The sequence below is a fragment of the Donghicola eburneus genome, from assembly GCF_900115865.1.
GTDB classification, from domain to species: Bacteria; Pseudomonadota; Alphaproteobacteria; order Rhodobacterales; family Rhodobacteraceae; genus Donghicola; species Donghicola eburneus.
The window spans coordinates 151,642-166,449 of sequence record NZ_FOXY01000009.1; the positions used below are offsets into that span (position 1 = coordinate 151,642).

Here is a 14,808-nt window from a genome sequence, read left to right on the forward strand (position 1 = left end):
ACATGGACAAGACACCCCAAACCGATCCGCGCCAGAGCTGGACGTTTTCGAACTCGGTAAACTCTGAAATCCGCCGTGCCGCTGCAACCGGCATTTATGACATCCGTGGTGGGGGCGCAAAACGCCGTGTGCCGCACTTTGACGATCTGCTGTTCCTTGGCGCATCTATGTCGCGCTACCCGCTAGAAGGCTACCGCGAGAAATGCGACACCTCGGTCACCCTCGGCACCCGTTTCGCCAAGAAGCCGATCGAGCTGAAAATCCCAATCACCATTGCGGGAATGTCGTTCGGCGCGCTTTCCGGCCACGCCAAAGAAGCCCTTGGTCGCGGCGCGACAATGGCGGGCACGTCGACCACCACTGGCGATGGCGGCATGACCGAAGAGGAACGTGGGCACTCAGAAAAGCTGGTCTATCAGTACCTTCCCAGCCGCTACGGCATGAACCCTGACGATCTGCGCCGCGCCGACGCGATCGAGATCGTTGTGGGGCAGGGCGCGAAACCGGGCGGCGGCGGTATGCTGCTGGGTCAAAAGATCACCGAACGTGTAGCTGGCATGCGCGATCTACCCGTGGGCATCGACCAGCGCTCGGCCTGCCGTCACCCCGACTGGACCGGCCCCGATGATCTGGAGATCAAAATCCTCGAGATTCGCGAAATCACCGGCTGGGAGAAGCCGATCTACATCAAGATCGGTGGCGCACGTCCCTACTATGACACCGCTTTGGCGGTCAAAGCAGGCGCGGATGTGGTCGTTCTGGACGGCATGCAGGGCGGCACGGCTGCGACGCAGGATGTGTTTATCGAACACGTGGGCCAGCCAACTTTGGCGTGCATCCGTCCCGCCGTTCAGGCGCTTCAGGATCTGGGTATGCACCGCGAAGTCCAGCTGGTCGTGTCGGGCGGCATCCGCTCCGGCGCGGACGTTGCCAAAGCGCTGGCTTTGGGTGCCGATGCGGTCGCCATCGGCACCGCCGCCTTGATCGCGCTTGGGGACAATGACCCCAAGTGGGAGGCCGAATACCAAGCCTTGGGATCGACCACTGGCGCCTATGACGATTGGCACGAGGGCCGCGATCCTGCGGGCATCACCACCCAAGACCCAGAGTTGATGAAGCGTCTGGACCCCACCGCTGCGGGCCGCCGTTTGCGCAACTACCTGAACGTGATGACGCTGGAATGCCAGACCATCGCGCGCGCTTGCGGCCACAACCACGTGCACAACCTCGAGCCCGAAGATCTGTGCGCCCTGACCATGGAAGCCGCCGCAATGGCGCAGGTTCCGCTCGCGGGCACCAATTGGTACCCCGGCAAACCCGGCTTCTAAGAGACACGCCAGCGGGGCCTTTGCGCCCCTCTGCAACCAACAGGGAAAAGGGATAATAATATGAGTAAACTCGCGAAATTTGCCGAAGAGAACGGCGTTAAGTACTTCATGGTCTCCTACACTGACCTGTTCGGCGGTCAGCGCGCGAAACTGGTCCCCGCCAGCGCCATCGCGGATATGGAAGAGGACGGCGCGGGCTTTGCCGGCTTTGCCACTTGGCTTGATCTGACGCCCGCTCACCCCGATATGCTGGCCGTGCCCGACCCCGACGCGGTGATCCAACTGCCTTGGAAACCCGATGTTGCGTGGGTGCCCGCAGATTGCGTTATGGAAGGCGAGCCCGTTGAACAAGCGCCCCGCAACGTTCTGAAAAAGCTGATTAAAGAGGCATCTGAAGCAGGCCTGCGCGTCAAAACTGGCATCGAAGCCGAATTCTTCCTGCTGACGCCCGAAGGCGACAAAATCTCGGACCCCTTCGATACCGCAGAGAAACCCTGCTATGATCAGCAGGCGGTCATGCGCCGCTACGATGTGATCGCTGAAATCTGCGACTACATGCTCGATCTCGGCTGGGGCCCCTACCAGAACGACCACGAGGACGCGAACGGCCAGTTCGAAATGAACTGGGAATTCGACGACGCGCTGGTGACCGCCGACCGACATTCGTTCTTCAAGTTCATGGTGAAATCGGTCGCCGAAAAGCACGGCCTGCGTGCAACCTTCATGCCGAAACCGATCGAAGGTCTGACTGGCAACGGGTGCCATGCGCATATCTCGGTCTGGGATATGGACGGCAAGACCAACGCCTTTGCGGGCGATGCGGGCGGTCAAATCGGCGAGGTAGGCCTGTCCGAGCAGGGCGGCTTCTTCCTTGGCGGGATCATGAAGCACGCCGAAGCACTGGCCGCGATCACCAATCCCACCGTGAACAGCTACAAACGGATCAACGCCCCGCGGACCATGTCGGGCGCAACCTGGGCCCCGAATACGGTGACGTGGACCGGCAACAACCGTACACACATGGTGCGCGTTCCCGGCGCTGGCCGTTTCGAGTTGCGCTTGCCTGATGGCGCAGTGAACCCCTATCTGCTGCAAGCCGTCATCATCGCGGCGGGTCTGTCGGGCATCAACGCCAAGGCCGACCCGGGCAAGCGTTGGGACATCGACATGTACGCCGAAGGCCACACCGTCACCGACGCTCCCAAACTGCCCCTGAACATGCTGGACGCGATCCGCGCATTTGACGCCGACGAAGGGCTCAAGTCAGCTTTGGGAACCGCTTTCTCTGCGTCCTACATCAAGATGAAGCATCAGGAATGGAACGCGTTTGTCTCGCATTTCTCGGCTTGGGAAAAAGACAACACGCTCGACATCTGATCCGGTGATCCATCCCATCCGGGGCAGGTTCCCTCCTCGGATTTCCCTGGGTCCGGCATCACGCCGGGCCCTTTTTCCGTCTTAGGGCAGAGGGCGCGGTGCCATAAACCTTGCGGTAGGCGTCCGAAAAGTGGGTTTGACTGGCAAAGCCAGTGATCTGCGCAACCTCGGACAGCGGCATCCGGCTGCCCTCGATCAACTCGCGCGCGGTTTCGAGTCGAATGCGGCGATATTCCTCCATCATCGAGCGGCCAATAGACTCGACAAACTGCCGGCGCAGCTGTCGCGATGACACACCCGCCAGATCGGCAAGTTGCTCTTGGCTCAGCGGGTCCGCGATGTGAGACTCCATCATCTCGAGCGTCGCCATCACGGCATCCGGCACCACGCCGTAGCGAGCAGAGATCGAAGACTGCTGCGGCGCGTCCGCTCCGCGCACATCGGTCTGAATAAACCAATCCGAAATTCGCTGCGCAAATCGCGTTCCGTGATCGCGCGCGATGATGGCGTGCATCATATCCAGCGGTGCAGACCCACCGGCGCACGTGTAGCGGTCGCGGTCGATCACAAACAGGCGGCGCTCCAGCAAGGACACTCCGTCCATCCCTTTGAATGCGTCATAATGATGCCAGTGGACCGTGAAGCGCCGCCCCGACATCAGCTCTGCTTTAGCAAGCAAAAGGGCACCGCCCGAGATCCCTCCCAATGCCACTCCATTGCGATCCGCCTGCCTCAACCAAGCGAAAAGGCTTGGATCGTTGATACCCGCCGGATCGCCACCCGCAACCACGAAAAGAATGTCATAAAGCGGTGTAACGTCGCGAAAATACTTGGTTTCAAACCATGCCCCAATTGAAGATTGCGCGGTCTTTCCAGTGGTAGAGAGCAGGGTCACATCGTAGGCCAAAGACGCCGCAAACATGTTTGCGGCGCGCAAAGGTTCAAGCGCTGCTGCGGTCGAGAGAAGCGCAAAATCATCCACCAAAAGAAAGCCGATTCGCCTCATATCTCGCCCCTCAGCCCGATGCTTCTATTCGCGGCCATTTTACTGAGAATAACGTCCAATAGAAAGAAGAAGCCCTGCGCAAACACCGATAAAACAGACGTCATACGAAGGAGAGAAAGTATGAGATTCTCTGGATTTAAGGTCTTTAAGGAGGCGGTGACCGGCCACAAGGGCTGGAAGCCCCTTTGGGGGAACCCCGAGCCGAAAAAGTCCTACGATATTATCATCGTTGGCGGTGGCGGGCACGGCTTGGCGACGGCCTATCATCTGGCCGCGACCTACGGGCTAGAAAACATCGCGGTGCTCGAGAAAAGCTGGCTTGGGTCGGGCAACATCGGGCGCAACACGACGATCATCCGGTCGAACTACATGCTGCCGGGCAACCAGCCATTCTACGAATTTTCGATGAAGCTCTGGGAGAGCCAAGAGCAGGATCTGAACTTCAACTCGATGGTCAGCCAGCGTTCGATTATAAACTTATGCCACACGGACGCGCAGCGTGATGCTTACCGCCGCCGTGGCAACGCGATGCACTTATCAGGCGCCGGCGGCACATTGCTGTCGCAAGACGATCTGCGCGAGATGGTGCCCTTCTTGAACTTTGACAACGCCCGCTTCCCGATCAAGGGCGGCCTGATGCAGAAGCGCGCAGGCACGGCCCGTCACGACGGTGTTGCGTGGGGTTACGCGCGCGCAGCAGACATGCGCGGTGTAGACCTGATCCAGAATTGCGAAGTCACCGGCTTCCGTATTGAAGACGGCAAAATGTTAGGGGTCGAAACCTCTCGTGGCTACATCGGCGCCAAAAAGGTTGGCGTGGCTGTGGCAGGATCCTCGTCGCGTGTCATGGCGATGGCAGGCATGCGACTTCCGATCGAGAGCCACGTCCTGCAAGCCTTTGTTTCCGAGGGCTTAAAACCAACCATTCCCGGCGTCATCACCTTTGGCGCAGGCCACTTCTATGTCAGCCAGTCGGACAAGGGCGGGCTGGTTTTTGGCGGCGATATTGACGGCTACAATTCCTATGCACAGCGCGGCAACCTGCCCGTGGTCGAAGATGTGGTCGAAGGCGGCATGGCCCTGATGCCCATGATCGGCCGTGCGCGCCTACTGCGCAGCTGGGGCGGCATCATGGACATGTCCATGGACGGCTCCCCGATCATCGACAAGACCCATATCGACGGCCTCTATCTGAACGCGGGCTGGTGCTATGGCGGGTTCAAGGCGACCCCGGCCTCTGGCTACTGCTTTGCCCATCTCTTGGCCACCGACACGCCGCACGAGACCGCGACCGCCTACCGACTGGACCGGTTCGCGCGCGGCTATGTCATCGACGAAAAGGGCGTTGGCGCCCAACCCAACCTGCACTGAGGCCACCTGATGTTGATCCCTCATCCCTTGCTTGGTCTGCGCGACGCGCAAGAGTTCACGTATTACGGCGACGCCGCGCTGATGAACCGCCCCGACCCAAACGCCGAAACCGCCGAAGCGGATTTCTGCGACTACGTTTTTCTACGCGACAACCCCGCTGGTGTGCATCGCGAACTGTGGTTCCACGAACAGGGCGACCGCTCTTGGCTCGTCGTGACCCGCAATACCGTCACACACGAAATCCTAAGCGCCGAATTGGCAACAGACGTCAAATCCCGAGGTGCGAAATGACCCGTTTGACCGGCGGTCTGATCGACCGCTCCAAGCCCCTGCACTTTACCTTCAACGGGCAGGGCTACAAAGGCTACGCTGGCGACACGCTGGCCTCGGCTTTGTTGGCCAATGGTGTGCAGCTGATGGGCCGCAGCTTCAAATACCACCGTCCGCGCGGCGTCTTCTCCGCCGGGTCCGAGGAACCGAATGCGCTGGTCACTCTGCGAGATGGTGCGCGATCAGAGCCGAACACCCGCGCGACAGTAACCGAGTTGTACGATGGCCTGACCGCCAAATCACAAAACCACATCGGCCCGCTGGACCGCGATCTCTTGGCGCTCAACGACCGCCTTGCGCCCTTCTTTGCCGCAGGGTTCTATTACAAGACCTTCATGTGGCCGCGTGCTTTCTGGGAAAAGCTTTACGAACCCGCGATCCGCAAAGCCGCAGGTCTTGGCGAATTGTCGATGTTGCCGGACCCAGATGCCTATGACAAAGGCTTCCTGCATTGCGACGTACTCATCGTCGGCGCTGGCGCAGCGGGATTGTCCGCTGCTCTGACCGCAGGACGGGCAGGGGCCAAAGTGATCCTCGCGGACGAAGATTTCCAGGTCGGTGGCCGTCTTCTGGCTGAAAGCGATCTATTGGACGAGGCGCCAGCCTCTGATTGGGTCAACCGCACGCTGGCTGAGCTAGACAGCCTGCCAAACGTTCGCATCATGCCGCGCACCACTGTCTTTGGCACCTACGACCACGGCATCTATGGCGCGGTCGAGAAGGTTGCAGATCATCTGCCTGTGCCCGGCAATCATGTCCGCCAAACCCTATGGCGGATTACGGCGAAATCCTGCGTTCTAGCCGCTGGTGCGATTGAGCGGCACATTCCCTTTGCCGACAATGACCGCCCCGGGATCATGTTGTCGGGGGCCACGCGTGCCTATGCCAACCGATGGGCGGCCGCACCGGTCAAGTCTCCTTCGGATCCCGTTGCCATCTTTACCAACGGCGACGATGGGCACCGCACCGCGCTGGACCTGATCGCCAAGGGCGCGCCCGTGCTTGGGGTCATCGACACCCGCGAGGATGCTCCGAAATTCGGGGACTATCAGCTTTTCTCTGGCAGCACCGTCACCGGCTCAAAGGGGCGGCTAGGCCTAACCAGCATCCAAATTACCCGCAACGGCCAGTCATCTTGGCACGATGTGGGCGCTCTGGCTGTGGGCGGCGGCTGGAACCCCAATGTGCATTTGTCCTCGCACCATCGCGGGCGGCCCGTTTGGGACGACACCCTGCTCGCCTTTGTTCCCAGCCCGAATGGCCCCAAGGGAATGCATCCTGCTGGCGCCGCCGCAGGCCAAGGGGGCACGCAGGCCTCTCTGACAGACGGTATGCGCGCTGCGCTGGCTGCCCTGACCGAGATCGGCGTTATGGGTGCGGAAATTACACTACCCAAGGCCGAGAACCGCCCCAGCGCGCAAGAGGCCTACTGGCATGTCCCCGGCAAAAAACGCGCCTGGGTCGATTTTCAGAACGACGTGACCGTCAAGGACATCGCCCTGTCGCACAAGGAGAACATGCGCTCGGTCGAGCATCTGAAGCGTTGGACAACTTTGGGGATGGCAACCGATCAGGGCAAGACCTCTAACATCTCGGCGTTGGCTGTGATGGCTGAACTCAGCGGCGCGACGATCCCAGAGACCGGTACGACGATCTTCCGCCCGCCTTACACCGGCGTTTCGCTGGCCGTGTTGGGCGGCGGCGACACCGGCAAACACTTCCGCCCAACCCGACTGACCCCGACCCACCACTGGGCCGAGTCTCAAGGCGCGGAATTCGTCGAAGTTGGTGCATGGATGCGCGCGCAATACTTCCCACAGGACGGCGAAACCCACTGGCGTCAGTCGGTCGACCGCGAAGTCAAAGCTGTCCGCTCGAGCGTTGGCCTGTGTGATGTGACGACCCTTGGCAAAATCGACGTCCAAGGCGCAGATGCGGGCGAATTCCTGAACCGCGTCTACGCCAACATGATGGGGACGCTCAAGGTTGGTATGGTCCGATACGGCTTGATGCTGCGCGAGGATGGACACCTGTATGATGACGGCACCTGTGCCCGCCTGTCCGAAGAACACTACGTGGTGACAACCACCACAGCCAACGCGGGCCCTGTATATCGGAACATGGAATTCGCGCACCAATGCTTGTGGCCGGAACTGGATGTTCAGCTGATCTCGACCACGGATGCGTGGGCCCAGATCGCAGTCGCGGGCCCAAAATCCCGCGAACTCCTGAGCCGGATTGTCGATGACTTTGACATCTCGAACGAGGCGTTCCCCTTCATGGCCTGTTCGGAACTGACAATCTGCAAAGGACTGCGGGCGCGTCTGTTCCGGATCTCTTTCTCGGGCGAATTGGCTTATGAAATCGCAGTACCCGCGCGCTACGGTCACGCCCTGATGGAGCGCTTGATAGAGCAGGGGCGCGACCTTGGTGCGACCCCCTATGGGACAGAGGCGCTTGCCGTCCTTCGGATTGAGAAGGGGCACGCGGCAGGCGCAGAACTGAACGGGCAGACCACAGCAGCGATGCTCGGGTTGGGCAAAATGGTGTCCGCCAAAAAGGACTCGATCGGCGCGGTGATGTCCCGCCGCGAAGGTCTGGCAAAGGACACCCGCCGTCTGGTTGGACTGAAACCTGTCAATGGCGCGATGCAAGTTCGGGCGGGTTCGCACCTATTCACCAAGGGTACAGAGCAAAACCTGTCAACCGACCAAGGTTGGGTCACTTCGTCCTGTTATTCGCCCCATGTGGGCGGCTACATCGCCCTAGGGTATCTCGTAAATGGCGATACCCGCCAAGGCGAGATCATATCCGCGGCCAACCCTCTCGAAAGGCAAGAATTCGATGTCGAAGTCGTCTCGGCCCATTTCGTTGATCCCGAAGGAGTACGTCTCCGTGACTGATTTGACCCCGATCACTGCGCTTGGCGCACAAACCGCGCGGCAAGAAACGTTTGGCGCGCTCGCGATCACCGAGAATGCCGACCTTGGCATAGCCTCACTCGCCCTGCGAAAGGGGCAAGAGGCGCCGATGGTCTTCGGCCTGACGCTGCCTGATGTGGGCAAAATCAGCGGAACCGATGGCACCAGTGCTTTTTGGACGGGCGCCGGCCAGTGGATGATCATGAGCGTGGGGCAGGGCACTAGCGACTTTGCCAAGGCCGTAAAGGACGAGGCTCCCGCCTGCTCTGTGACCGAACAGACCGATGGCTTTGTTGCGTTTGAGCTGACCAGCGACGCGGAAACGCTGGAAAGGCTGATGACCAAACTGGTGAACCTGCCCGCCTCAGCTTTTTCGGCAGGGTGCGCCACCCGCACGGGACTCGAACATATGACGGTCTTCCTTGTTCGCCCAGCGGAGACGACCCTCACGGTGATCGGTATGCGGACCTTTGCAGATGCCCTCTGGCACGCCCTAAGCACTGCCGCCAAACGATTGGAGACATGAGATGAGCGCCACACTTCTGGACGGCAAAGCCTTTGCCGCGACCCTTCGCAGCAAAGTTTCTGAACACGTCAGCGGACTGAAGGAAACGCACGGGATTACCCCCGGCTTGGCCGTAGTTCTGGTCGGCGAAGACCCTGCGAGCGAGGTTTATGTTCGAAACAAAGCGCGGCAAACCGTCGAAACCGGCATGCAATCCTTTGAACACCGTCTGCCTGCCGAGACTTCCGAAGCCGATCTGCTGGCCCTGATTGACCAGCTGAACAATGATCCGGCTGTGCACGGCATTCTGGTGCAACTCCCTTTGCCGGGCCATATGAATGCGGATCTCGTGATCAATGCAATTGAACCCGCCAAGGATGTTGATGGCTTCCACATATCGAATGTTGGCCTGCTGGGAACGGGACAAAAGGCGATGGTGCCCTGCACGCCGCTGGGTTGCCTGATGTTGCTTCGCGATCACCTTGGATCTCTGTCCGGCTTGAATGCGGTCGTGGTAGGCCGCTCGAACATCGTAGGCAAACCGATGGCGCAACTGCTGCTAGGAGATAGCTGCACGGTCACCATAGCGCATTCCCGCACCAAAGGGATTGAGGCGCTGTGCCGCTCTGCCGATATTCTCGTCGCTGCGGTCGGACGTCCGGAGATGATCAAGGGCGACTGGATCAAATCTGGAGCGACTGTGATCGACGTCGGCATTAACCGCATTGATGCCCCTGAAAAGGGACTGCGCGAGGATGGCACCGTCAAAACCCGCCTCGTGGGCGACGTCGACTTTGACAGCGCTGTTCAGATCGCTGCAGCAATCACACCTGTCCCCGGCGGCGTCGGCCCGATGACCATCGCCTGCCTTTTGGCCAACACCGTGACGGCATGCTGCCGTGCAAACGGTTTGCCAGAGCCCCAAGGCCTAACCGCCTAATCCCCATCTTTCACACAAAAAACAAACAGATAGGGCGCGCCCCGCAGCGCGCTGCCAACTCGGAGTATGTCATGTCGAAATATTGCCTCACCGTCACCTGTGACACCAGCCGCGGCATCGTGGCCGCGATTTCCACTTTCTTGGCCGAGCACGGATGCAACATCACCGACTGCTCGCAGTTCGATGACATGGACACCAGCCAGTTCTTTATGCGCGTCGGCTTTGCCTCTGAAACCGGCGCGACGCTGGAGGAATTGGAAGCAGCCTTTGCTCCCGTGGTCGAGAAATTCGGAATGCAGGCAGCCTTCCACAACGAAGCCGAGAAGATGAAAGTCGTTATCATGGTCAGTCGCTTTGGCCACTGCCTGAACGATTTGCTCTACCGTGTCCGCATTGGTGCTCTGCCGATTGAGGTGGTCGCAGTGATCTCGAACCACATGGATTACCAAAAGGCTGTCGTGAACGCCGACATTCCGTTCCATTGCATCAAGGTGACCAAAGACAACAAACCAGAGGCCGAAGCTGCCATCATGAAGGTGGTCGAGGATGCAGAGGCAGACCTGATCGTGTTGGCCCGCTATATGCAGATCCTGTCGGATGAGATGTGCGAAAAGATGTCGGGACGGATTATCAACATCCATCACTCGTTCTTACCGTCATTCAAGGGCGCAAACCCCTATAAACAAGCTTATGCCCGCGGCGTGAAATTGATCGGAGCGACCTCTCACTATGTGACCGCCGATCTGGACGAAGGTCCGATCATCGAGCAGGACATCGTTCGCGTAACCCATGCGCAGTCGCCCGCAGACTATGTGTCGCTTGGCCGTGATGTCGAAGCGCAGGTGCTTGCACGTGCTGTGCATGCCCACGCCCACCATCGCGTTTTCCTGAATGGCAATAAAACTGTCGTCGTTCCGGCCTCTCCCAGCTCCTACACCTCGGAAAAAATGGGCTAAGACGCGCAACGCATCCAGTTTTGAGAGGCTCGGCAGTTCGCCGGGCCTCTTTTCGTGTGCGCGATTGGCTCGAGGGCTCTGGACCAATCACGTCACAACACCTTAAAGTCGGTCCTTGTTTCATGCCTTTACCAAGGACCGACTTTGCAGAACCCTTCGACGCCAGCGGATGGGGCCTACCTTCCGGGGGCAACCGTCAAATACGTTATTGAAACGCTCTCGACGCGGATCGCCACGCAGGAATACGCGACAGAAGAGCGTCTTCCTTCGGAACGTCAGTTGGCGCAGGAATTGGGTGTTGCACGAAACACCGTGCGCGAAGCCCTAGACCACTTGGAAAGCCGCGGCATGATCCGCCGTCGTCCTGGGTCCGGTTCGTTTGTCACGTATGACCCGAATATCGAAGGCAAGACTCTGTCCCCCGTGGCCGCTGAAACTGGCCCACTGCAATTGCAGGTGATGCGCGGGATCATCGAGCCCGAGATGGTCCGATTGGCCATTGTGAACATGTCGCCCAAGCAAATTGAGGCCCTGTCCGTAGTCTTGTCCAAAATGGAAAAGGTCCAGACCGACGCCACAGCCTTTGTCCGCTTGGAAGAGGAGTTCCACAGATTGCTGGCCGAAGGCACCGGCAACCCATTGCTTGTGGCCTGTTACAATCTGGTCTTGGATGCACGGCGTCAGTCATTCCGCGCAGCGATGTATCGTCGTCACCTGACGCCCATGCGTCTGGCCATCTACCAGCGCGGCTATAATGGCCTGTTCAATGCCATCGCTGCCCGCGACATCGAAGAGGCCAGCGAATTCATGAAGCTCGCTTTGATAGAAGATCAAAGGCTTTTGCTGCAAGAGGACTGATTGGTTCAACCGGTCCAACGGCAGCTCCGAACCAGTCCAACGCCTCTTATCTTAGCCCAAAGAGCCCAGATCGCGCAGGTGATTCACCCGCGCGGCCCATCCTCGCTTGTACACGATAGCGCGAACGGACGTCAAAAACCGTCAAGAGCCCGCCTAAAACTTCATCAAAGATGAGGCCGATGCTTGGGTTTTAACAGACCTGTCCGTCAAAAATATTTCCTACCACGAAAAAAGTTTATCCCAAGGTGATTTTCACCGTTCACTTGGTCCTGTCGAGGGACCATTCCATAAAATTGGTTTGAGCCAATCCGGTCCGCTCGCAGACTCTTCGCAAGTCTAACAGGACGAGGATAACGCATTGGAACAAGATCTCGCATCTCTGGCTGCCGCTGTCGCGGAGCTGACGGACAAGGCGGCCGCCACCAACGGCACCTTTGCCGAAACATTCTACTATCTGACGATCCCGCTCATGGTCCTGATCCATGCCGGGTTCCTCGCTTATGAAATGGGCGCATCGCGGTCGAAAAACGCGCTGGCCTCTGGCATCAAGAACATTCTCGCGTTCGCGATGATCATCCCCTTCTTCTACTTTGTCGGCTGGTGGATCTACTGGGCCTTCCCCACAGGTCTGACCCTCAGCGAAGGCGCAATGGGCATTTCCGGATTGGCCTATGCCAACGAGATCGCCTTGCCGTGGAGCCAATATATGGGCCCCAATTTGGACGATCGCTCATCGGGCGTTTTCTGGGGCGCATTCGTCCTGTTCGCCGCAACCACCGCGTCGATCATGTCCGGCGGCGTCATCGAGCGCATCAAGCTCACCGGCTTTGTTGTGCTGGCCATCATTCTGGGCTCGTTCGTCTGGATTCTGGCAGGCGCATGGGGCTGGCACTCTGACGGTTGGCTGGTCACCCAGTGGGGCTACCACGACTTTGGCGCGGCGGGTGTTGTGCACATGATCGCGGGCTTCTTTACCCTTGGCGTTCTGATGAACCTCGGGCCGCGGATCGGCAAGTTCAATGCGGACGGTTCCGCAAACCACATCGCGGGCCACTCAATGCCTATGACCTTGATCGGCCTGATGCTGATCATCGCGGGCTTCTGGGGCTTCCTCATGGGCTGCGTCATCGTTCCCGGCGAAGCATGGTCGTGGGGCGATACCATCGAAGCCACCATCTACGGCACGCCCATGACCATCTCGGGCATGACCTTCAACACCTTGATGGGCTTTGCTGGTGGCATCATCGGGGCATGGATGGTTACGCGTGATCCGTTCTGGATGATGTCCGGTGCGCTTGGCGGCATCATCTCTTGTGCGGCGGGTCTTGACCTGTGGTACCCGCCTATGGCCTTTGCCATCGGCTTCATCGGCGCCTGCGCCATGCCATTTGTGGCGTCGTTCGTCGAACGTCGCGGCATCGACGATGCGGTTGGCGCATTTGCCGTCCACGGTTTCCTTGGCATGTGGGGCCTGCTGGCCGTCGGCATCGCAGCCCAAGGCTACCCAGCCCTGTTTGGCGAGGACGTGATCACCACATCGTTCATCGGCCAGTTGGTTGGCGCGATCGTTATGGGTCTGCTTGGCTTTGTTCCTGGTTACGTTGCCTCGTGGATCCTGAAGGTCACAGGCCAGCTGCGCGTCCCCGCCGAAGCCGAAGTGCTGGGTCTGGACGCGGTCAAAGTCCCTGCCTCTGCCTATCCCGAAGCTCTGCACCCGTCGGTCAGCCCCGCCGAGTGACCCCCTGTCATCTGAAAGGAATACGCAATGGAATCTCCGTTTGACATGACCACCTGGGACGGTGTCACCGGCGCCATCTACACAGGCTACGGATCGGCCGAAGGCTTCTGGCTCTTGCTCTGCCTCGTGCTTGTTGTCGTCGCGATCGTGTTCGGCTGGCGCCACGAAGAGCATGCCTACAAGGCAACCGAAAAGAAGGGCTGAGCCCTTTGACGGGCCGCTTTGGTCCGGCGCTGGCGGCACGGTCCCGCCGCCAGCGCACCCCCATCCAACACCACACTGACTGACCCGTAAGGACGAACACAATGATCGCATCATGGAGATTTTCCGCATTGGCGGACCGGCACCGCGCCATGGGCTCCGATCTCGAAGACTGGAGCGGCATGGGCACCGCGTGGACCTATGACAAAGATCAGACCGAAGAATATCTGGCGATCCGCACCAAAGCTGGCGTCATGGATGTCTCGGGCCTGAAAAAGGTCCACATCTCTGGCCCGCACGCACAATACGTGATCGACAAAGCCACGACCCGCAATATTGAGAAGCTAAAGCCCGGCCGGTCGACCTATGCGACTATGCTGAACGAAGCGGGCAAGTTCATCGACGACTGCGTGATCTACCGCATGGGGCCGCACAGCTTTATGGTCGTGCATGGCTCTGGCTCGGGCCACGAGCAGCTGACCAAATTTGCGGCGGGCCGCAACTGCGTGATCATGTTCGACGACGACCTGCACGACATTTCGCTTCAGGGGCCTTTGGCCGTCGACTATCTGGAAAAGCACGTGCCTGGCATTCGCGATGTGGTCTATTTCAGCCATATCCAGACCACACTATTTGGCAAACCGGTCATGATTTCGCGCACTGGATACACTGGTGAGCGCGGCTACGAAATTTTCTGCCGCCGTCAAGATGCCCCCGAGATCTGGGACACCATCGTGACCGAGGGCGTCGAGATGGGCATCATCCCGACCCGCTTTACTACGCTCGATTGGTTGCGGGCCGAAAGCTACCTGCTCTTCTTCCCTTACGACAACTCGGAAATGTACCCCTTCGAGGAAGAGGCTGCTGGCGACACCCTGTGGGAACTGGGGCTCGATTTCACAGTCTCGCCCGGCAAAACCGGCTTCTGCGGCGCCGAAGAGCATTACCGCTTGAAAGGCAAAGAGCGCTTCAAAGTATATGGCGTGAAACTTGAGGGCACCGAGCCTGCCCCCGAAGGCGCGCCCTTGCTCAAAGATGGCAAGGAAGTCGGCGTGGTGACAATCGGCATGTACTCCGAATTGAACGGCCACAACGTCGGCATCGCACGGATGCCCGTCGACTGCGCGGTCGATGGCACCGCCCTGACCGTCAAGGTCGGCGAAACAGACGTGCCCGCCATCGCGCATCCGATGCCCTTCTACGACGTCGACAAAAAGCGGCGCACTGCCAAAGGCTAAGCGCCCATCCCGTCACCGCGGGGGCGCGCCTTGCGCCCC

At 59.5% G+C, this 14,808-nt stretch carries 13 protein-coding genes; 12 read left to right on the forward strand and 1 reads right to left on the reverse strand.

The features are described from left to right. The first annotated feature begins 2 nt into the window (after positions 1–2). Together BM225_RS15965 and glnT are read left to right on the forward strand one after the other, a co-directional pair. The gene (locus BM225_RS15965) at positions 3–1,328 is read left to right on the forward strand and encodes an FMN-binding glutamate synthase family protein (protein WP_072703396.1); all 1,326 of its coding nucleotides are present in this window, start codon (positions 3–5) and stop codon (positions 1,326–1,328) included. A gap of 60 nt (positions 1,329–1,388) precedes the next feature. Beyond that, positions 1,389–2,705, forward strand: a complete 1,317-nt coding sequence (gene glnT / locus BM225_RS15970) for a type III glutamate--ammonia ligase (protein WP_092464942.1) — start codon at positions 1,389–1,391, stop codon at positions 2,703–2,705. A 58-nt stretch (positions 2,706–2,763) separates the two neighbouring features. Here glnT and BM225_RS15975 read toward each other — a convergent pair whose 3' ends face one another. Continuing rightward, on the reverse strand, positions 2,764–3,711 hold the full coding sequence (locus BM225_RS15975; protein ID WP_092464943.1) for a GlxA family transcriptional regulator: 948 nt from the start codon (positions 3,709–3,711) through the stop codon (positions 2,764–2,766). A gap of 120 nt (positions 3,712–3,831) precedes the next feature. Between BM225_RS15975 and BM225_RS15980 the strand changes: the two genes are divergently transcribed. The 10 genes from BM225_RS15980 to BM225_RS16020 all read left to right on the forward strand — a co-directional run bounded on the left by BM225_RS15980 (position 3,832) and on the right by BM225_RS16020 (position 14,769). Continuing rightward, complete coding sequence (locus BM225_RS15980) at positions 3,832–5,082, forward strand: sarcosine oxidase subunit beta family protein (protein WP_092464944.1); 1,251 nt, start codon at positions 3,832–3,834, stop codon at positions 5,080–5,082. A gap of 9 nt (positions 5,083–5,091) precedes the next feature. After that, positions 5,092–5,373: a sarcosine oxidase subunit delta gene (locus tag BM225_RS15985; RefSeq protein WP_092464945.1), complete on the forward strand. Its 282-nt coding sequence runs from the start codon at positions 5,092–5,094 to the stop codon at positions 5,371–5,373. Continuing rightward, positions 5,370–8,315, forward strand: a complete 2,946-nt coding sequence (locus BM225_RS15990; RefSeq protein WP_092464946.1) for a sarcosine oxidase subunit alpha family protein — start codon at positions 5,370–5,372, stop codon at positions 8,313–8,315. Before BM225_RS15985 ends, BM225_RS15990 begins: the two co-directional genes overlap by 4 nt. After that, on the forward strand, positions 8,308–8,859 hold the full coding sequence (locus BM225_RS15995) for a sarcosine oxidase subunit gamma (RefSeq protein ID WP_092464947.1): 552 nt from the start codon (positions 8,308–8,310) through the stop codon (positions 8,857–8,859). The genes BM225_RS15990 and BM225_RS15995 overlap by 8 nt, the downstream gene beginning before the upstream one ends. 1 nt (position 8,860) lies before the next feature. Further along, positions 8,861–9,778, forward strand: a complete 918-nt coding sequence (gene folD, locus BM225_RS16000; RefSeq protein ID WP_092464948.1) for a bifunctional methylenetetrahydrofolate dehydrogenase/methenyltetrahydrofolate cyclohydrolase FolD — start codon at positions 8,861–8,863, stop codon at positions 9,776–9,778. A 71-nt stretch (positions 9,779–9,849) separates the two neighbouring features. Further along, positions 9,850–10,734: a formyltetrahydrofolate deformylase gene (gene purU, locus BM225_RS16005; RefSeq protein WP_092464949.1), complete on the forward strand. Its 885-nt coding sequence runs from the start codon at positions 9,850–9,852 to the stop codon at positions 10,732–10,734. A gap of 144 nt (positions 10,735–10,878) precedes the next feature. Beyond that, the gene (locus BM225_RS16010; RefSeq protein ID WP_072703370.1) at positions 10,879–11,592 is read left to right on the forward strand and encodes a FadR/GntR family transcriptional regulator; all 714 of its coding nucleotides are present in this window, start codon (positions 10,879–10,881) and stop codon (positions 11,590–11,592) included. 358 nt (positions 11,593–11,950) lie between these two features. Then, positions 11,951–13,330 carry an ammonium transporter gene (locus tag BM225_RS16015; protein WP_072703366.1) on the forward strand — a complete coding sequence of 460 codons (1,380 nt, stop codon included), beginning with the start codon at positions 11,951–11,953 and terminating at the stop codon, positions 13,328–13,330. Positions 13,331–13,357: 27 nt separating this feature from the next. Then, a complete protein-coding gene (locus BM225_RS21850; protein ID WP_177218640.1) occupies positions 13,358–13,534 on the forward strand; it encodes a hypothetical protein in 177 nt (58 codons plus the stop codon). Positions 13,535–13,635: 101 nt separating this feature from the next. Next, complete coding sequence (locus BM225_RS16020) at positions 13,636–14,769, forward strand: aminomethyl transferase family protein (RefSeq protein ID WP_092464950.1); 1,134 nt, start codon at positions 13,636–13,638, stop codon at positions 14,767–14,769. The last annotated feature ends 39 nt before the right edge of the window (positions 14,770–14,808 follow it).